Origin of the sequence: Microbacterium sp. PM5 (assembly GCF_003293595.1) — a bacterium.
In the GTDB taxonomy this organism is placed as follows: Bacteria; Actinomycetota; Actinomycetes; order Actinomycetales; family Microbacteriaceae; genus Microbacterium.
This window is the reverse complement of record NZ_CP022162.1, coordinates 3,140,638-3,158,683: the sequence shown is the minus strand read 5'-3', so window position 1 is coordinate 3,158,683 and position 18,046 is coordinate 3,140,638. Positions and strand designations below refer to the sequence as shown.

Genomic DNA, 18,046 nt, shown 5'->3' with positions numbered 1-18,046 from the left:
CTCTTTCGACAACGGCCTGTCAATAGGGCAGTGCTAGTCCCAGGTCGGGACGATCTCCACGTGTCGGTCGACTGACCCCCGGCGCTCCGCCGGGTAGATCACGATCCGCTCGATAAGCGGCCGGAGCGTGTTGGCTTTCTGCTCGATCGTCATCGCCGGCCACAGTCGCATGATGTCGTCGGGCAGGTTCGCGGATGCCGTCGCCTGGACAGGGTTCACGACAGCGAGCGAGAGCCGCCGCTCGAGCGCATCCTTCTTCGACTGGATCTCGTCGGCCTTGATGCGGTACTCCTCCGCCGTCACGACGTCGTCGAGGAGTAGGTCGCTGAGGCGGACGAGGCGGTCGTTCTGCTTCTCGATCTCACGGCGGATGCCGTCTGCGACCGTTGCAGTTCGCGCGGACTTACGGCGAGTTGCCTCGATGGCCAGCGCCTTGCGTTGCACCGTCCCTTGCTCCGCTACCCACTCCTCGACGAGCTTCTCGACGCGCCAGGCGACCATCGTGACGCGCTTGACGAGGTCCGTGGTGGTGGAGCGGGAACAGACGTAGGTCGGTCGCCCGTCGAAGACCTTCCCTGACATCGGGCTGCCGCAGTCGCCGCAGCGCACGAGGCCAGTGAGGAGGTAGCGGCGCGGAGTCCGGGTCTGCTTCCGGTAGCGCTGCTGCCGGCGCGCGACGTACGCCTGCCAGGTCTCCATGTCGATCAGAGGTGGGTGGATGCCCTCGGTGTACTCGCGCTCCCAGGCGGGGAGGATCTTTGGGCGGGTGCGGCCGAGGAGGCCGGCTGCGAAGCCGCTGTCGAGGACGTTCATGACGCCCTGGTAGGTCCAGCTGCGGCCTTCGATGCCGAGTTCGTTCAGTTTGCGGGTGAGCTGCGCGGAGCCCATGCCGGAGAGATACCAGCGGTAGAGGTCCGCGAGGATAGGGCCGGTGACAGGGTCCGGCTCGTAGCGGCCGTCGACGCGCTGGTAGCCGAACCGCGGTCCGCCGGTCGGCGGGACTCCGTTGCGGCGGCGGCGCTCGTGCGTCTCGCGCCACACTTCGCCGATCAGCTCGGCTTGGTAGGCGTTCATCTCGCCGATCATGCCTCGCGTGAATCGTCCAGACGGGGTGGGATCGGTCTGCTCGGTGGCGGATTCGATGCTTCCGCCTGCGGAGTCGACACGGTCGAGAGCGAGCGCCCACTTCAAGCGCTGACGGGCGGTGCGGGAGAACTTCCAGACGTAGATGACGTCGACTTCGCCGCGCTCGACGCGCTCGACGGCGTAGTCGAGCTTCGCCCACCACGCCGACTTCTTGCGGGACCCCGACTCGTCGATACCCTCGATCCACTCAACGATCTCGTCGCCGCGGCGGTCGCTGTGCTGTTGGATGGCGTGGCGTTGGATCTCCGGCGATGTCAGCTTGTCGGACTCCATCGAGACGCGGACGAGCGCGAGCGCGCGGCGGCCTGCCGGACTCTGACGCGGGGCCTCCTTGGCGCCCATCAGCTCCCCCGGTTCGGTGTGTGTTCGCCCGAACATGCTGCGAACGTTCGCTGTTCGTTCAACGACCCCAGTCCCAGTCCCAGTCCCTGACTACTACTTACGTTCCTAGAGTCAGTCACGAGATACACGTGCGCGCGATTCGACGGACTCATGCGACGCGCTCGCTGTGGTGGTATTGGCCGCCGCCCATGCGGGGGGCGACGTAAACGGTGTCGCCAATGCGGGCGAGGATTCGCTGATAGGCCGCGACGATGCGGGTGATGACGCCGAGCTCAACAGCGAGGGCACCGTTGTGGGAGCCGTGTATCGCTTCGGCGCGACGGTAGGCGTCGGGGGTGATCAGGCGGAGCGCTGCCCACTCGTCGGCGCGGCGCTCTTGCTTCGCGTTCACCGGGCCGAGCATCGAGGGGACGTCGGCGAAGACGGCGTGAGCGACCTCGTGTGCGAGCACTGAGCGGTGGAGGCGTTCGGCCATGCCTGCTCGGAGGCGGATGAGGCGGCGATCGTGGATGTACTCGCCGTCGCGGTCACGCGGGAGCTGCTTGGAGTACTCGATGCGGACGCCGAGGGCTTCGAGCATGTCGTCCAGTTCGTTCATTCCCCATCCTCACCGCGATCCTCGGAGCGCTCGAAAGCGACCCTCCGATCCTGCTGGGAGGTGCCGACACCGATCGTGGGGATGTCAGCGGAGCGGGCGAGCTTGCCGGTGAGGAGAACCACCACATCATGCTGCGCGTCGTCCTGAAGTGCTTCGGGCAGGTGGTCGAAGATCGGCGCGGTGGCGTAGATGAATGACCGCGTCCGCTCGCTGAAGCGGTCGTAGTCCTTCACCTGGGAAATGCCGAGCGCTTCGAGGATGGCGTGGAGCTTGGCGGGCTGGCCGGCGCGCCCTCCGTTCTCGATGGATCGGAGGGTCTTGCGGTCGATGTCAGCCGCGGCGGCGAGCTCGATGGCGGTCATGCCTTTCGATTCGCGGACTCGACGAATGAGAGGCCCGAGGGTTGTGCGCTCTTCCGCCGTCATCGAATCAACATCTATCGGTCCGGAGATGAGTTCTTCCCCATCGGATCGCGTGTTCATGGGTCCAGAGTAGCGACTATTCCCCATCTGAGTCAAAACATTGGGGAACTAAGAGTGAAACTGCTTCACAACCGTGGGGAACTCTGCTAATTTCTTCCCCATGAGGAACCAAGCCGCCAGAGCCGCCGGGCAGAGCATCCGCGCGGTGCGTGAACTCGCTGGCCTGACGCTCGCGGAGGCCGCCGTTCTCACCGGCCGCTCCGCCGGCTACCTCTCCCAGGTGGAGAACGGCAAAGCCGAGAACGTGTCTGAGAAGTACGTCGCCAACACCATCGGAGCGCTCAGCGCGTACATCGCGAACCCCGTGACCCGCATCGCGCCCGCGGCGGAGGTTGCCTGATGTTCGATCCTTCGACGCTCACCGACGAGCAGCGCGAGCGGTACGAGCGCGCAACGGACCTCGCCGCAGAGGCGCTCGTGGAGGCCCGAGCAGAGCTCCGAGCCAGCGCGGCGCAGGCCGCGTAACTACACCGACGAACGGAAACGCCCCCGCTGGCACGGGGGCGAATCACAGGAAGGAGCCGACTGATGGCTCACACCGCAACCGTAGCGGAGACCGCGCAGGACGCCTACCTCGGCGCTCTGATCAGCCTCGCCGGCGCTGCCGAGCAGCTCATCTTCGATGCGGACGCCGGCCGCCTCGACGCGCGGGCATCCGTCGAGATGCTCCGCAAGCACGTCGAGGCGTGGCACGACGCGAGGGGCGACTACTTTTCGATCCCCGCCAGAGAGCTGCGCCGTTCGCCCGACGTTCACCCCGCGCACGAGGAGATCGAGCCGTGACCGACTTCGACTACGAGATGCCGTGGGGCCGGGAGTCGCGCGTGTGGCGCACCGTCGCCGAGATCGCTGGCGCGGTCGCCGTGGTGCTGCTGATCGTGGCGGTGCTGCCGTGATCGTCCAGGACCCGAGACCCGACGCCCGCCCCGACTGGGACGATCTCACCGACGCGGAGCACGAGCAGCACCGCGCCAAGTGCGGCCCGGCGAACGGTGGCCCGTGCCCCCTTTGCGAGGAGCACCGCGAGTTCGGCGGATGCTCCTCCTGTGGCGACACCTCCGCGGAGATCGCCAACGACATCACCCTCTGCTGCGGCGTCCGCGGCTTGCAGGGCGTCGAGTTCGATCGGTGGGCCGCCGCATGAAGCCTTCGCGCCTTGTCCTGCTGATCTTCGCGGTCGGGATGATCCCGTTCGCCTGGACCTCCTACAACGGCGCCACCCTCCTCGGTTTCGCCGCCGTCATCACCCTGATCGTCCTGACCATCAAGGACGAGCACACCCGAAAGGATCCCCGCTCATGACTCAGACATTCTCCGTGGAGAACTTCAAGGGCGTCCGCGAGATCAGCCTCTCCCCCAGCGGTTCCCTCGTCGTCGTCGCCGGCGGCAACGGTGCAGGGAAGTCCAGCTTCATCGACGCGTTCGTGGAGCTGTTCGACCCGAAGGGCACCCGCCTGACCCCGAAGCCGATCCGTGAAGGTGAGGATGAGGCCCGCGCCGAGTTCACCGACACGGACCTCGGCGTCCGCATCGTCCGCACCTGGAAGAAGAACGATGCTGGCCGCCTCGAGGTGTTTGCCCTCGACGGTGCGAAGTACTCGAAGCCCGCCGACGTCGTCGCGTCGCTGACCGGCGGTCTGATCTTCGACCCGGTCGCGTTCCTGAACCTCGACGAGCGGAAGCAGCGTGACGCTCTCCTGGCGAAGGTCGACCTGCCTTTCGACGTCGACGCCCTCGCCCGCGAGAAGGCGGGCGCGGAGGAGCGCCGCCTGATCGCAGGCCGTGACGTGAAGCGCCTGCAGGGTGCCCTGTCGGCGATGCCGAACCCGCTGGACGCGCCGGATGAGGAGGTGTCGGGCGCCGCGGTCCTCGCCGAGATCGAGACGGCGCAGGATCACAACCATCGCATCGACCGCGCCGAGGATCTCGTCACCGAACTCGGCCGCCAGGTCGCTGACACCGATCGCACGATCGAGCGCTTGGAGGCGCAGATCACTCAGGCGCGCGCGGACCGCGCTGTCTGGGTCGAGAGGATCGAGGAGGCAGAGCGCGCCGCCGCCGCTCCGCGCGTGGACCTCGCTCCTCTGCAGGAGAAGCTCGCGGACGTCGACAAGATCAATGCGGCGTTTCGAGCGCGGCGGGAGTACGAGAAGGTCGCCGCCGAGTACGCCGCCGCCGCGACCGCTCAGCAAGCCGCCCAGAACGACATCGACGACATCGAGGCGCAGAAGGCCACTGGCCTCGCCGCCGCCAAGTTCCCCGTCGACGGCCTGTCCGTGGACGAGAACGGTGTCACCTTCGACGGTGTCCCGTTCACGCAGGTCAACTCGGCGATGCGCCGCCGCGTCGCGTTCGCGATCGCGACAGCCGGCGACCCGAAGCTCCGCCTGGTGATTATCAAGGACGGCGACCTCCTGGACGCCGACTCGCTCGCCGCGATCCGTCAGCTCGCCGACGAGCGCGGGTACACCGTACTCGTGGAGCGTGACCGTGATGAGTCCCGTCAGATCGGCTTCACCATCGAGGACGGCGCGCTCGCATGAGCGTCCCGTCGAGCGGTCGCGTCTACGGGGATCAGGAGAAGACCCCTGTGCCCCTCCCGGGTTACCGGTGCAAGTCAACGGCGAAGCAGCAGCGCCCTCACGCTCCGCACTCCACCCTCACCCACGGCTGCAAGATCACCGTCGATCATGACGGCCCCCACCGCTGCATCTGCGGAAAGACGTGGCCGCGCGCGTCGGAGGTGAAGGAATGAGTGCCCTCGCCGTCCTGGACCGGACCCTCGCGGACTCCGCTGACCGCGCATCCTGGCTGGCGGTGCACGACAAGGTCATCGGCTCGTCGACGGCGGGGAAGTTCGCGAAGCCGGGATCGGTGGAGACCTACGTCCGCCAGATCCTCGAACCCCGCACCTTCTCCGGCAACGACTCCACCCGCTCCGGGAACGACTGGGAGCCGGCGCTGCTGGGCGCGGTCGGCGCCCGCCCGAACTCCCTGCTCATCCACCACCCGGATGACCGGCGATTCGGTGCGACCGTCGATGGCACGAAGCCCGTCGGCGACGGGTTCGCGATCGTCGAGACGAAGACGAAGCACAATCGCATCGTCTCAGGCCCCACCCCGTACGAGACCCGTCAGCTCGCATGGCAGCTCTACTGCATCCCCGAAGCGCTGCACGCCGAGTGGGTGTGGGGCGAGATCGTCCCCGACGAGCAGTCGCCTGTCAGGTGGCGACTGCGCCGCCCGATCCAGTCGATCACCTTCCGCCGTGACGATCAGCGCATCGTCGCCGCGACCACCCTCATCGTGCCGATCGCGCACGCCGTTCTCGCTGCGCTCGACGCGGCCCACACCGCAAAGGTCCCGTTCTGATGTCCACCGCTGTCGCCCCCTACGAAGCCGCATCCCTCAACGACCGCATGAAGTACGCCCAGACCCTCGCGGCGGCCGGCGACCTCATTCCCAAGGGCCTGTGGAACAGTGCCACCAACGTGAACGGCGTGCTCGTTCCCGCCGCTCCGTCACCGGGCAAGGTGCTCCTCGTCATGGAGACAGGCGCGATGCTCGGTCTCGCACCCGCCGCCGCACTGCAGTCCATCGACGTGGTCGAGGGTCGCGCTACTCTCTCGGCTCGCCTCATGGGCGCACTCATTCGTAAGGCCGGACACAAGCTCGAGATCGTCAAGACGGGCACGATCCCGACGGGCGACTACAAGGTGACCGTCACGGGCACCCGCGCAGACGATGGTTCCGTGTTCACGGCGACGTGGGACATCGCCCGCGCGATCCGCGCCGGACTGGTCGACTCGTACCAGAAGAACCAGGGCGGCGTGTGGGAGGTTCGTGCGCGCTCCGACAAGGGGAAAGCGAAGCCGTGGGAGGCCTACGCCGAACTCATGCCGGTGTGGCGTGCGATGTCGGAGGTCGGCCGCGAAGGGTTCGCCGATGTCCTGTTCGGCCTCTACTCCACCGAGGAGATGACAGACGGCGGCATCCCCCTCGCAGAGCCCGACCCGGAGCAGACGGAGGACTGGCTGAAGCTCATCGCCGAAGCCGACTCCGAAGACGCTCTCGCCGAGATCGGGAAGCGCCTCGCTGAGAAGGGCGAGGGCACCGACAAGATCCGCGCCGCCTATCGCGCCCGCATGGCGATCCTCAACACGATCGACGCCGAGATCGTCGATGACACCGAGACTCCCGCCGGGGGCGCTGCCCCCGCTGACGCTCCCCACGTCACGCCCCCGGCGGGCCCCACCTCCGAGGAGGACTACGAAGCCGTCGCGGCGGCTCAGTTCGACGCCGCGGTAGAGGCCGGGGAGGTGCGAGGTGGCTGACATCGTCGACGGCGCGACTGGCGAGCTGCGCCTCTCCCCCGCCGAGCGCGCTGTGACCACCATGCTCGCGATCCCGTCCGGGATCTACGGGCCGCCGCTCGGCCCTGGCGAGATCGATCAGAAGATCCACGACATCGCGGACCTGATCGAGCACATCGCGCAGGTGATCGTCGTGCTCTACGAGGACAAGCACGCCGCGGAGGAGAAGTACCTCGGCACGTTCGCCGACTACATGGTCATGCACGAGAAGTCGGGCACGCAGATGGCGCGGCAGTACGCGATCGCCAAGACCCGCACCGAACTGCACGAGCTGAACGTCGCGAAGGAGAAGCTCCGCTACGCCGAGGAGATGCAGAAGGCGATCCAGAACCGTTCGTTCGGCCTCATGAACATCGGCAAGCGCATCACTGCTGCGTTCGGCATGGGCTCGTCCCGCTGACCCGCCAGACCGGGGCCGGTGGAAGGACGTCGAGTAGGGCAAACCTCAACGTCATCTAGCCGGCCCCCACCCACCACCACCAGAAAGGAGCCCCAGTGGCTGACAAGGAGAAGGAGAAGCCGCCGAGCTTCGCCGCGATGCTCGCGCAGGTGCGTCCCCGCACCGACGTGGAGGCGGCGGAGACCCTGCGGAAGGTCATCGAGGCGGTGAAGGCGACCGGCAAGGTCGGGTCGATCACGATCCGCCTCGACGTGAAGCCCGCCGACGGCCTCATGGATGCCGTCGTGGTCTACGACCGCATCACCCAGAAGGTGCCGGAGAAGACCCGCGAGGGCTCGATGGCGTTCATCACCCGCGACGGTGACCTGTCGCGCACCGACCCCGGCGCCATGCCGCTGTGGGAAGAGGAAGTCCGCGACGCCGGCATGGACTTCGACCGCCAGTCCGGTGAGATCAAGGAGGCCCCGGAAGCATGACCAACATCGAGGACACGAAGACCGAGGCGGCTGTCGTCGCGTCGATTCAGCAGCAGGCCGACGGCGAAGCACACCAGTCGATCGAAGCTGGCGAGATCTACCTCATCCCCAACGGCGACGGTCAGCTGCGCGTCGTCACCACCGACGAGTTCGCGGATACGCCGCGGCACGTCCAGGCGGCTCGCGTCGTCACGGATGCCGCATCGTTCGTCGCCTACGTGAACCGCCACAAGGTCGCCGGCACGGAGATCTACGCCCACACGAACAGCTCGTCCGTGGTCGCCGTGATCGACTCCCACGAGGGCACCGACGGCGACGCCGGCTGGCAGAAACACCGCCTCACCCTCGGCCTCGAAAAGTCGAAGGCGTGGGCCGCATGGGAGCAGGCAGACGGGAAGCTGGTCGACCAGTCGACCTTCGCCGACTTCCTCGACGACCGCTACCTCGACGTCATCGAACCGGCCCCAGCCGTACTGATCGACATCGCCCGCACGTTCCAGGCGAAGACGAAGGTCGACTTCGAGTCGGGCGTCCGCGAGGCATCCGGCGACGTGACGCTGAACTACGCCGAGCAGACCACCGCCAAGGCCGGGCAGAAGGGGAACATCGAGATCCCCTCGCGCATCCAGCTCGCGCTCCGTCCGTACGTCGGCGGCCCGATCTACAGCATCTGGGCGTCGTTCCGCTACCGCCTCAACGGCGGCAGCCTCCTCCTCGGGTTCAAGCTCGAGCGCCCGGAGAACGTCCTGGAAGCGGCGTTCGCGGACATCGTCACCGAGATCCGTGACGGCCGTACCGACAAGAAGGACGGGACGGAGACGCGCGTGCACGACGGCGTCGGCGACGTCCCGATCTTCAACGGCAAGCCGTCCGCGTGACCGGTCGCTGCACGTAGCAGGTGCAGCGCCCACAGAACGGGACCCGGCCGGGTAGCAGCCGGCCGGGTCCCCACCCACCACATCGCAATCCCTGTCAGGAGCAGAGCGTGAGCGTCCCCATCATGCCGGATACGGCATCCCCCACACCCGACCGTGGCGTCGCGTTCGTCGTCCACGGCACCCCGGCCCCGCAGGGCTCCAAGCGCGCTTACGTCGTCGGCGGCCGCGCCCGCGTCGTCGAGGACTCGAAGAACTCCGCCCCCTGGCGTGACAGCGTTTCCGCGGCAGCCGTCGAAGCGATGGACGGTGCGCTGCCCATCGAAGGGCCCGTAGAGGTCACCGTCACGTTCCTGTTCGTGCGGCCCGCCTCGGTCACCGAGCGCACGCGCCCGCTCCCCTCCGTCCGCCCCGACATCGACAAGCTGATCCGCGCCGTACTCGACGGCCTCACCGCCGGCGGGGTCTACACCGACGACTCCCGCGTGGTCGACCTCCACACCCGCAAGCGCTACGGCAACGTCGCCCGCGCCGAGATCACCGTCCGCGAGGTGCAGCAGTGACCGCCCGCGCCCGCAACACTGACCCTTCCACCTCCCACGAGGCTGCCGCGGTCGCGGAGAGCAGCGTTGCCGCCTCCCAGCGCGCCGTCCTCGACATCCTCCACGAAGCGCTCATGCCCCTGACCGACGAGGAGATCGTCGGCTACCTCAGAGGCCAGTTCTCCCCCTCCCGCGTCCGCACGGCGCGCGGGGAGCTGCAAGCGCAGGGTCTCGTCGAGTACGCGGGCACCGTGAAGCCTCCGGGGAAGCGGACCTCCTGCCGCACCTGGATCGCGAAGGCGGACGTCGCATGAGCCTCCTGACCCTGAACACCGGCAACGACGGCACGCTCACCTACGACGACTTCCTGGCTGAGAAGGTCGCGTTCGATCGCTCGTTCGGCTTCGACGTGCGCGACGAGTGGCTGTCGCCGATCATGCAGCCCGGGCACGAGCACTTCAAGCCGCACCAGGCCGACATCGTGAAGTGGGCGGTGAAGGGCGGCCGCCGCGCGATCTTCGCCCGCTACGGGCTCGGCAAGTCGGTCATGCAGCTCGAAGTACTCCGCCTGATCGTGGAGCACGGCCCGGCGCTCGGGGGCCCGCGCGACAGCTTCGGCTGCGAGGTGCGCCGCGCCCTGATCGTCGCGCCCCTCGGTGTCCGCTTCGACATCATCCGCGACGCCCGCAACCTCCTCGACCGTGAGGTCCGGTTCGTGCGCCGCACCGAAGAGATCGACCCGACCTGGTCGGGCACGTACGTCACCAACTACGAGTCGATCCGTGACCGGAAGCTCGACGTTGACCTGTTCATCGCGGCATCCCTGGACGAGGCGGCCGTGCTGCGCTCGTTCGGCTCCGACACGTATCAGACCTTCCTTCCGCTGTTCGCCGACGTGCCGTATCGGTTCGTCGCGACCGCCACGCCCGCCCCGAACCGCCACAAGGAACTGATCCACTACGCCGGCTTCCTCGGCATCATGGACACCGGCCAGGCCCTGACCAGGTTCTTCAAGCGGGACCCCTCGAAGGCCGGCAACCTCCGCATCCACCCGCACAAGGTCCGCGAGTTCATGCTGTGGCTGAACACGTGGGCGTGCTTCATCCAACGCCCCTCCGACCTCGGCCACGACGACGCCGGCTACGATCTGCCGCCGCTTGAGGTGCTGTGGGAGGAGGTTGAGGTCGGGCTGATGTCCGATCAGGTGGAGAAGGACGGCCAGGGCGTCCTCGTCCGCTCGGGCGCGAAGTCGGCGGTCGAGTCGTCGCGGGAGAAGCGTCACACGCTGGATGCGCGCGTCGAACGAGCCATGACCATCGTCGCCAAGCACCACGACTGGAACTGGGAGCCTGCGGTGTACGGGCCCGCCCCGCAGATCATCCTCTGGTGCGACCTGAACGACGAGCAGGACGCGCTCGAGCGTGAGCTCGCCGACCGCGGCCTTTCATTCTCGTCGATCCGGGGCGCGCAATCCGATGCCGAGGTGGAGGAGCAGCTGCGCCGCTGGATCGACGGTGAGACGTACGCGCTCATCGGGAAGCCCATGATGCTCGGCCGCGGGCTGAACCTGCAGCAGTGCTCCACGGCCGTGTTCGTCGGCGTCACCCACAAGTACGAGCAGACCGTCCAGGCGATCCACCGCATTCACCGGTTCGGACAGGTGAACGCCTGCCGCGTGCACCTGATCTACGGGGAGACCGAGAGCGACGTCCGCGACAACCTGCTCACGAAGTGGCAGGAGGACGACGCCCTCACCGACACGATGTCGGAGATCCTCCGCGAGTTCGGCCTCGACGCGACGGCGATCTCCGCCGCCCTCACCCGTGCGATGGGCGTGGACCGCGAGGAGTACTTCGGCCGGGATTGGAGCATCGTCCTCAACGACGCCGTCGCCGAATGGCGCGACCACGTCGACGCAGACTCGATGGGCCTGATCGTCACGTCGATCCCATTCTCGGGCAAGTACGAGTACTCCGCCAACTACGCCGACTTCGGCCACGTCGACGACAACGCCCAGTTCTGGTGGCAGATGGACTACCTCACCCCCAGCCTGTATCGGGCGCTCATGCCGGGCCGGATCCTCGCCGTGCACGTCAAGGACTTCCCCGTCCCCGGCTCACGCACGGGCGCCGGCGTCTACACGTTCGACACCCTCCACGCCGAAGCGATCGCGCACTACATCGGCCACGGATTCGACTACTTCGGCATGATCACGGTCACCACCGACGTCGTCCGCGAGAACAACCAGACCTACCGGCTGTCGTTCTCGGAGATGCTGAAGGACCACTCGAAGATGGGTGTCGGCGCGCCGGAGTACGTGCTGATCTTTCACAAGCCGCAGACCGACCGCTCCCGCGGCTACGCCGACCTCCCGGTGCAGAAGCAGAAGGCGGCCTACTCGGTCGGGCAGTGGCAGATCGACGCGGCCGGTGAGTGGCGCACGGGCGGGAACCGGCTCCTGTCCGGTGACGAGCTCGCCGCGCTCGATGTCGGCACACGCTCGAAGCTGTTCACCGCTCAGTCCGAACGCACCGTCTACGACTACGACGCGCACGTCGCCCTCGCTGACCGTCTCGCCGCGCGCAATGCGCTCCCCGGCACGTTCGCCTCGCTCGTGCCCGGCTCGTGGCGCGACGACGTGTGGACAGATGTGCTCCGCATCGACACCCTCAACAGCGAGCAGCGCCGCCGCGAGGTGGAGGCGCACATCTGCCCGTTCCCTCTCGACATCCCCCGCCGCTTGATCGGCATGTACTCCAACCCCGGCGAGCTGGTCGGCGACCCGTTCTCGGGCCTCGGCTCCACGGTCCTCGAAGCGGTCCGTCAGGGCCGGAAGGGCTTCGGGACGGAACTGAACCCGGTGAGCGTGGCCGACTCGGTCGTCTACCTCACCCGCCACGACAACCAGGCGAACACCCCCACCCTGTTCGACCTCCTCGACCTCGAAGGATCCGCAGCATGAGCACCCTCGACGACCACTACATCCAGTTCGAGGGCTCAGACGACCTCGATTTCGTTCCCGTCGTCGACGTCGACCTGGGCGAGTCCTACGAGTGGGACGAGTTCCACGCCTGGTATTCGCCGTCTCGGCGTGCCTACTTCTGGGCAAGCGGCGCGGGATGCTCGTGCAACTCATTCGCCGATGATCTGCGCTCCCTGGACGACTTCGAGAACGGGCGGGCTCGCGCGGACGTCATGGCCGCGCTGAACCGCTACTTCGACGGGCAGTACTACGACCGCTCCCAGCAGCGCGCCGATGCTCTCTACACGGTCAACGCGTTCCGGCCGACGGAGGCGACTCGATGACCCCGCGAATGGGCACCTCCGAGGTGACCATGAGCGACTACTACTGCGGTGCGGGCGGCTCGTCGACCGGCGGCGTTGCGGTCGGTGTGCGCGTCGTGATGGCGGTGAATCACTGGGACCTCGCGATCGAGACGCACAACACGAACCACCCCGACACGGACCACGACAAGGCCGACATCAACAAGGCCGACCCGAAACGCTACCCGCGGACCACGATCGGCTGGTTCTCCCCGGAGTGTACGTACTGGTCGCAGGCGCGCGGCGAGAAGCTCCCCGACGGGCAGCTCGCGTGGGACTTCTTCGGCGACTCCCTCCCGAACGAGGCCGCCGACCGCTCCCGCATGGGCATGTGGGACGTGCCCCGGTTCTCCGCCCACCACCTCTACGACATCGTCATCGTCGAGAACGTGCCCCGCGTGGTCAAGGGCGTGCACTGGAACCGGTGGCTCACGTCGATGCACGACCTCGGCTACCTGCACGAGGTGGTCTGGCTGAACTCGATGCACGCGCAGGGCCTCGGCGACGGAGCCCCACAGTCCCGCGACCGCGTCTACATCGTGTTCTGGCGCGCCGGGAACCCGCGCCCCGCGTTCGAGAAGTGGCTGCGCCCGGAAGCGATCTGCCCGGAGCACGGGCTGATCCAGTCGGCGCAGGTCTTCAAGCCGAAGGGCTCCCCTATGAAGACGTACGGTGCGCAGTACACGCTCCGCTGCCCCCACCAGTCCTGCAACACGGAGGTGTTCCCCGCCGTCGCCGGCGCGGACACGATCATCGACTGGTCCAAGCGCGGCACACGCATCGGCGACCGGAAGTCCCTCGGGATGCGGGAGCTGGAGCAGAAGACGATGCTCCGCACCTTCCACGGCGTGAAGCGGCACTGGGCGCCCATGGTGATCGAGGCCGCGGGGAACACGTACGACGCGACCTCCCCCCGTCACCCTCAGCACGGCGACCCCGACGCCTACTACCGGGCGTGGCCGGTCGACGAGCCGCTGCGCACCCTGCACACAACGGCATCGAAGGCGCTCATCATGCGGAACATGACCGCGCGCGGCGACGGCGGGCAGATGTCGAAGCCGGTCACCGAGCCGATCGGTGCGATCACCGCGTCGTCGCCGCATTCGTTGCTGACGCCGGGACCGCTGATCGTGAACAACGTCTCCGGCTCAGACGAGTCCCGCACGCGCCGCGCGTCGGACCCGCTGCCCTCGCTCGTCGCCGGCGGGAACCACGCCGCGCTGCTCGTGCCCGTCGAGGGCCGCGACGGGAAGACAGCGCGCCGCGCCGCCGAGCCGATGCGCACCCAGTCGACCCGCAACGAGACCGGGCTTCTCGTGCCGTACTACTCGACAGGCTCGGCTCGGCCGACGTCGGCCCCGATGGGCACCGTCACCACCGTCGACCGTGAGGCGCTCGTCGTCCCGCTGCGCAATCACGGCGTCGCGAAGCCTTCGGCGGACCCCGTCGACACGATCGCGGCATCCGGAAACCACCACGCGCTCGTGATGCGGAACAACGGCGGCCCCGACGAGTCCGCATGGCAGACGACGCCGGCGGCTGAACCGCTGCGGACGCTGACGACGGCGGGGCACCAGTCCCTCATCGACACCGAGACTTTGCCGGCGCCCGCACCGACGCTCACGGACGACGAGATCTGGCAGATGGTCTACGACGCCGAGTTCAGGATGCTCGAGCCCGACGAGATAAAGCGAGGCATGTCGTTCGGTGCCGACTACGTCCTCCTCGGCAACAAGCGCGAACAGGTCCGCATGGCCGGCAACGCCGTCACCCCGAACGCCGCGCGAGACATCATCGCCGCCTGCGTCGAATCCCTCGGCTACGACGTCTGGGAGCTCGCAGCATGAGCGCGCCGACTCTCACAGTTCGGAACGCGGTCTACGACCGCGACGGCCGCGCGTGTGTCGTGTGTCGTCGCGTCGACGGGCTCTCGTTCCAACACCGTCGAGCGGTCGGCATGGGCGGGTCGAAGATCCAGCCTGGCGCCACCGACGGGCTCACCCTCTGCCTGCCCTGCAACGAGGCGTGCGAGCACTCCCTGCAGCGCCTCGCGCTCGTCTACGGGTGGAAGGTGCGCCGCTGGGCGGACCCCGGCAAGGTGCCGATCTACTCCCCCCACGAGTGGGCCTGGTTCCTCCTCGACGGGATGGAGCGCATCGAGATCTCGGCGGTCGCCGCGCTCGACGCGATGCACGCCGTGTACGGCGACGAGTACATGCAGTGGTGGACGGAGGCGATCCTCTGATGGCTTGGTTCAAGGTCGACGATCAGCTCCATTCGCACCCGAAGGCGGGCCGCGCTGGTCTCGCTGCGATGGGGCTATGGACCCTCGCCGGATCACACTGCATGTCGTACCTCACCGACGGTGTGGTCGAGCGCTGGTTCGTGGAGTCGAAGCCGCACGGCGTGAAGCTCGCCGCGGCTCTCGTCAAGGCGGGGCTGTGGGATGAGCACGAGGACGGCTGGGTCTTCCACGACTGGGACGAGTTCCAGCCGACGAGCGAGAAGGTTCTTGAAGACCGCGCGGACGCGCGCGACCGGATGCGGAAGGTTCGGGCGAACAAGAAGGCGAACGTTCAGCCGAACACGCTGGAGGTGTCCGCCACGACTCTGCGCGCAGCGAACCAGAACGGCATCACCTCCCTGCAATCCGTCATCGACTCTGTCAGGAAGCACGCGCACCGCGACATCGCCCCCGACGGGGCACTGCAGGTCGGTCTGCACCTGATCGAGAAGGCGAAGCAGCACCCGCGTAACCCGCAGATGTACGTGACCCGCTCGATCTCGCTGTCACCGTTCGAGGTGCAGCAGTTCGTCGACGAGCGAGCGCTGGCGGTGACGCCATGAGGGTCGAACTGCACCTCCCGGACAAGGTCTGGGCTGAGGCATTGGACGTCGCCGAGAAGAACTACACGACCGTCGCGCGGGTCATCGAAGCCGCGATCAAAGACGCGCTGCGGCCGTCGACGATGGCACGCCTCGAAGCGCAGGCGCGCCGTAATCACGTCTTGCAGGCATGGGGCGAGGGCCTCACGGATGCCGCGATCGCAGAGCGCACCGGCGAGCTGAAGCAGTACGTCTCGGACACCCGCCGCCACGCCGGGCTCCCCCCGAACCGAGTTGGGCAACCGCCCCGCACATCACACGAAAGGAACAGAGCATGAGCAAGAACACGGAGATCGCCGCCTCGGACTGGCTGGCGGTGCGGGAGCGCGTCGTCGAGAAGCTGAAGGACGGCGCCCCGCGCACGGAGAAGGACACGCGCGTCCGCATGGCAGAGGGACTGATCCTCGCCGGGTACGTAGACGTCGAGTTCATCGCCAGCGAGATCGCCGACGAGAAGGCCGCCGTCGCCGCACGGAACGCCGAGGCGCGGAAGCAACTCGAGCAGGCGCGCAACGAGAAGGCGCAGGCGAAGTAATGGCCGGCGAGACCGTCATCACCGTCGTGGGAAACCTCACGGCAGACCCCGAGCTGCGCTACACGCAGAACGGTCTGCCCGTCGCGAACTTCACGATCGCGTCGACGCCGCGCAACTTCGACCGTCAGGCCAACGAGTGGAAGGACGGCGAAGCGCTGTTCCTCCGCGCGTCGGTGTGGCGCGAGTTCGCCGAGCACGTCGCCGGCTCCCTCACGAAGGGCATGCGCGTCATCGCGACCGGACGACTCAAGCAGCGCTCCTACCAAGATCGCGAAGGCCAGACCCGCACCGCGATAGAGCTGGAGGTCGACGAGATCGGCCCCTCGCTCCGCTACGCGACCGCGCAGGTCACCCGCGCGGCGTCCGGCGGCACGCAGGGCGCTCGCCCCGCTGCGGCCACCGATGAGGCGTGGGCGACGCCCGGCACCACCGCTCCCGACGCGTGGGCCACACCGACGCCCATGTACGGCGACGACACCCCGTTCTGAGGAGATGCGCCATGACCTTCACAGCCCGCTACGACGGCACGTGCGCCGCTGAGTGCGGTGACCGCATCCACCCAGGCGACCATGTCCGCTACGTCGACGATCAGCTCGTGCACGTCGGGTGCTTCCCGAAGGACGACGAGCCGGAGCCGCGTCCGACGTGCCCGAACTGCTTCACCGAGATCGCACTGAACGGAGCCTGCTCATGCGCATCCTGACCGTCCGGCACCCGTGGTCGCACGCGATCGTCTGGGGCGGAAAGGACGTCGAGAACCGTACACGGAACGTCGCCGGCGCCTACCGCGGACCTGTCGCCATTCATGCCGCCGCGAGGGTCAACCCCATCGCCGAGTGGTACGACTTCGCGAGGACTCACCCACGCTCGGCCGCGCTACTGCGAGACGCGCCGTCCGGCATCGAGACATTCGGTGCGATCATCGGCGTCGTCGACCTCGTCGACGTGCACCGGAACTCTGACGCGCAGGGGTGTCTCCCGAGCGGCAACCACGACGGGCGTCTGAAGCCGTGCTCGGGCTGGGCTGAGCCTGGCGCGCATCACCTCGTCCTCGCGTCCCCACGACCGCTCACCGAGCCCATCCCGTTCAAGGGCGCTCTCGGCCTCCGCCGCCTCGACGACGACACGACCGCGCGGATCCTCGCGCAGATCGGAGACCCCACGTGACGATCCTCTGCATCACGAACGGACACCTCCCCGGCATCCGCCCCTGCACGCACCTGGGCCTGCACCGCGTCTCCTGCCGAGACCATGAGGGATGGAGGGAGGACCTCCGGCCCGGCACGTGCCGAGGATGCCTGCCCCGCAAAGCCGAGGTCGGCTACCTCTGCCGCGGCTGCTGGGACCGGCTCAACGACGTCATGCTCCGGTGGCCGCAGTTCCGCCGCCTCGTCGTCGAAACCGACGGCCGCGCCGTCTCCCCCGAAGGCGGAGGGAAAGGCTCCACCCCCGACGGGTACACGAACCTGCCCCTCACGTTCCTCGCCCTCGACGAATGCGACCGCCTCCACCGCTCCGGCCTCGGCATCACCCTCGAAGCGTGGGTCCACACCGAAGCCGGCGCCCGCGACGCCGTCATGTTCACCCACGCCGCACAACGCGCCTACCAGTCCCTCGAGGTCGAGAAGCGGGAGCTGAAACTCGAACGCGTCCGCTGCCCCCACTGCGACCGCCTCTCGCTGACCGCGAACCCGCAACGTCAGCAAGGCGGCGCCACGATCGTCGAATGCCAGCACTGCGGTGAGCTCCTCACCAAGCTCCGCGACACACGGTCGACCACGTACACGTCCGAGACGTGCGAAGCGGCCGACATGCTCGCCCACCAGCCGTGCCGAGACCTCGCGTGCCGGTGCGACTGCCACACCATCGGCCGCGCCTCCACCCCGCAGGGCATCCACACCCTGTGGGACGCCGACCAGGCGACCGCCGGCTATGTCACCCGCCGCGACTGGATCATCACCCGCGACGGCCTCACCCTGCGCACCGAACCCGAGAGGAAGACCGCATGAACGCCCAAACACCCAACCACGAGAACGGGAGTGGGTCATGACAGAACCAGAGGCAATC

27 protein-coding genes are annotated in these 18,046 nt (G+C 67.8%); 24 read left to right on the top strand and 3 right to left on the bottom strand.

Translation table 11 applies throughout. The features are described 5' to 3' along the window. Positions 1-33 precede the first annotated feature (33 nt). The 3 genes from CEP17_RS15020 to CEP17_RS15010 form a co-directional block, all read right to left on the bottom strand. Positions 34-1,524, bottom strand: coding sequence for a recombinase family protein (locus tag CEP17_RS15020; RefSeq protein ID WP_112932815.1), 1,491 nt, complete (start codon positions 1,522-1,524; stop codon positions 34-36). Positions 1,525-1,636: 112 nt separating this feature from the next. Further along, positions 1,637-2,086 (bottom strand): ImmA/IrrE family metallo-endopeptidase, encoded by a 450-nt coding sequence (locus CEP17_RS15015; RefSeq protein ID WP_112932814.1) that lies wholly within the window; start codon positions 2,084-2,086, stop codon positions 1,637-1,639. Further along, positions 2,083-2,568, bottom strand: a complete 486-nt coding sequence (locus CEP17_RS15010; RefSeq protein WP_162722470.1) for a helix-turn-helix transcriptional regulator — start codon at positions 2,566-2,568, stop codon at positions 2,083-2,085. Before CEP17_RS15010 ends, CEP17_RS15015 begins: the two co-directional genes overlap by 4 nt. A 100-nt stretch (positions 2,569-2,668) precedes the next feature. Here CEP17_RS15010 and CEP17_RS15005 point away from each other — a divergent pair, with 100 nt between their 5' ends. The 24 genes from CEP17_RS15005 (at position 2,669) to CEP17_RS14900 (ending at position 17,988) form a co-directional block, all read left to right on the top strand. After that, the gene (locus CEP17_RS15005) at positions 2,669-2,908 is read left to right on the top strand and encodes a helix-turn-helix transcriptional regulator (protein ID WP_112932812.1); all 240 of its coding nucleotides are present in this window, start codon (positions 2,669-2,671) and stop codon (positions 2,906-2,908) included. Continuing rightward, on the top strand, positions 2,908-3,033 hold the full coding sequence (locus CEP17_RS15350) for a hypothetical protein (protein ID WP_275427299.1): 126 nt from the start codon (positions 2,908-2,910) through the stop codon (positions 3,031-3,033). Before CEP17_RS15005 ends, CEP17_RS15350 begins: the two co-directional genes overlap by 1 nt. Positions 3,034-3,096: 63 nt before the next feature. Then, positions 3,097-3,351 (top strand): hypothetical protein, encoded by a 255-nt coding sequence (locus CEP17_RS15000; protein ID WP_112932811.1) that lies wholly within the window; start codon positions 3,097-3,099, stop codon positions 3,349-3,351. A gap of 109 nt (positions 3,352-3,460) precedes the next feature. Continuing rightward, on the top strand, positions 3,461-3,712 hold the full coding sequence (locus CEP17_RS14995) for a hypothetical protein (protein WP_112932810.1): 252 nt from the start codon (positions 3,461-3,463) through the stop codon (positions 3,710-3,712). Continuing rightward, positions 3,709-3,870 (top strand): hypothetical protein, encoded by a 162-nt coding sequence (locus CEP17_RS15155; RefSeq protein ID WP_162722469.1) that lies wholly within the window; start codon positions 3,709-3,711, stop codon positions 3,868-3,870. Before CEP17_RS14995 ends, CEP17_RS15155 begins: the two co-directional genes overlap by 4 nt. Further along, positions 3,867-5,111, top strand: a complete 1,245-nt coding sequence (locus tag CEP17_RS14990) for an ATP-binding protein (RefSeq protein ID WP_112932809.1) — start codon at positions 3,867-3,869, stop codon at positions 5,109-5,111. Before CEP17_RS15155 ends, CEP17_RS14990 begins: the two co-directional genes overlap by 4 nt. Before the next feature lie 208 nt (positions 5,112-5,319). Beyond that, positions 5,320-5,940: a hypothetical protein gene (locus CEP17_RS14985; protein ID WP_112932808.1), complete on the top strand. Its 621-nt coding sequence runs from the start codon at positions 5,320-5,322 to the stop codon at positions 5,938-5,940. Beyond that, a complete protein-coding gene (locus CEP17_RS14980; protein ID WP_112932807.1) occupies positions 5,940-6,902 on the top strand; it encodes a hypothetical protein in 963 nt (320 codons plus the stop codon). Before CEP17_RS14985 ends, CEP17_RS14980 begins: the two co-directional genes overlap by 1 nt. Next, on the top strand, positions 6,895-7,341 hold the full coding sequence (locus CEP17_RS14975) for a hypothetical protein (RefSeq protein WP_112932806.1): 447 nt from the start codon (positions 6,895-6,897) through the stop codon (positions 7,339-7,341). The genes CEP17_RS14980 and CEP17_RS14975 overlap by 8 nt, the downstream gene beginning before the upstream one ends. Before the next feature lie 95 nt (positions 7,342-7,436). After that, positions 7,437-7,817 carry a hypothetical protein gene (locus tag CEP17_RS14970; protein ID WP_112932805.1) on the top strand — a complete coding sequence of 127 codons (381 nt, stop codon included), beginning with the start codon at positions 7,437-7,439 and terminating at the stop codon, positions 7,815-7,817. Further along, entirely contained in the window at positions 7,814-8,695 is an 882-nt protein-coding gene (locus CEP17_RS14965) for a DUF2303 family protein (protein WP_112932804.1), read from the top strand. The genes CEP17_RS14970 and CEP17_RS14965 overlap by 4 nt, the downstream gene beginning before the upstream one ends. Before the next feature lie 107 nt (positions 8,696-8,802). Beyond that, positions 8,803-9,255 (top strand): RusA family crossover junction endodeoxyribonuclease, encoded by a 453-nt coding sequence (locus CEP17_RS14960; RefSeq protein WP_112932803.1) that lies wholly within the window; start codon positions 8,803-8,805, stop codon positions 9,253-9,255. Further along, positions 9,252-9,548: a hypothetical protein gene (locus CEP17_RS14955; protein WP_112932802.1), complete on the top strand. Its 297-nt coding sequence runs from the start codon at positions 9,252-9,254 to the stop codon at positions 9,546-9,548. Before CEP17_RS14960 ends, CEP17_RS14955 begins: the two co-directional genes overlap by 4 nt. Beyond that, a complete protein-coding gene (locus CEP17_RS14950; protein ID WP_112932801.1) occupies positions 9,545-12,196 on the top strand; it encodes a DNA methyltransferase in 2,652 nt (883 codons plus the stop codon). Before CEP17_RS14955 ends, CEP17_RS14950 begins: the two co-directional genes overlap by 4 nt. Then, positions 12,193-12,540, top strand: a complete 348-nt coding sequence (locus CEP17_RS14945) for a hypothetical protein (protein ID WP_112932800.1) — start codon at positions 12,193-12,195, stop codon at positions 12,538-12,540. Before CEP17_RS14950 ends, CEP17_RS14945 begins: the two co-directional genes overlap by 4 nt. Then, the gene (locus CEP17_RS14940; RefSeq protein ID WP_112932799.1) at positions 12,537-14,405 is read left to right on the top strand and encodes a DNA cytosine methyltransferase; all 1,869 of its coding nucleotides are present in this window, start codon (positions 12,537-12,539) and stop codon (positions 14,403-14,405) included. Before CEP17_RS14945 ends, CEP17_RS14940 begins: the two co-directional genes overlap by 4 nt. Then, complete coding sequence (locus CEP17_RS14935; RefSeq protein WP_112932798.1) at positions 14,402-14,803, top strand: hypothetical protein; 402 nt, start codon at positions 14,402-14,404, stop codon at positions 14,801-14,803. Before CEP17_RS14940 ends, CEP17_RS14935 begins: the two co-directional genes overlap by 4 nt. Beyond that, a complete protein-coding gene (locus CEP17_RS14930; protein WP_112932797.1) occupies positions 14,803-15,405 on the top strand; it encodes a hypothetical protein in 603 nt (200 codons plus the stop codon). The genes CEP17_RS14935 and CEP17_RS14930 overlap by 1 nt, the downstream gene beginning before the upstream one ends. Continuing rightward, complete coding sequence (locus CEP17_RS14925; protein ID WP_112932796.1) at positions 15,402-15,722, top strand: hypothetical protein; 321 nt, start codon at positions 15,402-15,404, stop codon at positions 15,720-15,722. The genes CEP17_RS14930 and CEP17_RS14925 overlap by 4 nt, the downstream gene beginning before the upstream one ends. Next, on the top strand, positions 15,719-15,979 hold the full coding sequence (locus CEP17_RS14920; RefSeq protein ID WP_112932795.1) for a hypothetical protein: 261 nt from the start codon (positions 15,719-15,721) through the stop codon (positions 15,977-15,979). The genes CEP17_RS14925 and CEP17_RS14920 overlap by 4 nt, the downstream gene beginning before the upstream one ends. Further along, entirely contained in the window at positions 15,979-16,467 is a 489-nt protein-coding gene (locus CEP17_RS14915) for a single-stranded DNA-binding protein (RefSeq protein WP_112932794.1), read from the top strand. Before CEP17_RS14920 ends, CEP17_RS14915 begins: the two co-directional genes overlap by 1 nt. Positions 16,468-16,478: 11 nt before the next feature. Beyond that, complete coding sequence (locus CEP17_RS14910; RefSeq protein WP_112932793.1) at positions 16,479-16,682, top strand: hypothetical protein; 204 nt, start codon at positions 16,479-16,481, stop codon at positions 16,680-16,682. Then, the gene (locus tag CEP17_RS14905; RefSeq protein ID WP_112932792.1) at positions 16,670-17,146 is read left to right on the top strand and encodes a hypothetical protein; all 477 of its coding nucleotides are present in this window, start codon (positions 16,670-16,672) and stop codon (positions 17,144-17,146) included. The genes CEP17_RS14910 and CEP17_RS14905 overlap by 13 nt, the downstream gene beginning before the upstream one ends. Beyond that, complete coding sequence (locus tag CEP17_RS14900; RefSeq protein WP_112932791.1) at positions 17,143-17,988, top strand: hypothetical protein; 846 nt, start codon at positions 17,143-17,145, stop codon at positions 17,986-17,988. Before CEP17_RS14905 ends, CEP17_RS14900 begins: the two co-directional genes overlap by 4 nt. The last annotated feature ends 58 nt before the right edge of the window (positions 17,989-18,046 follow it).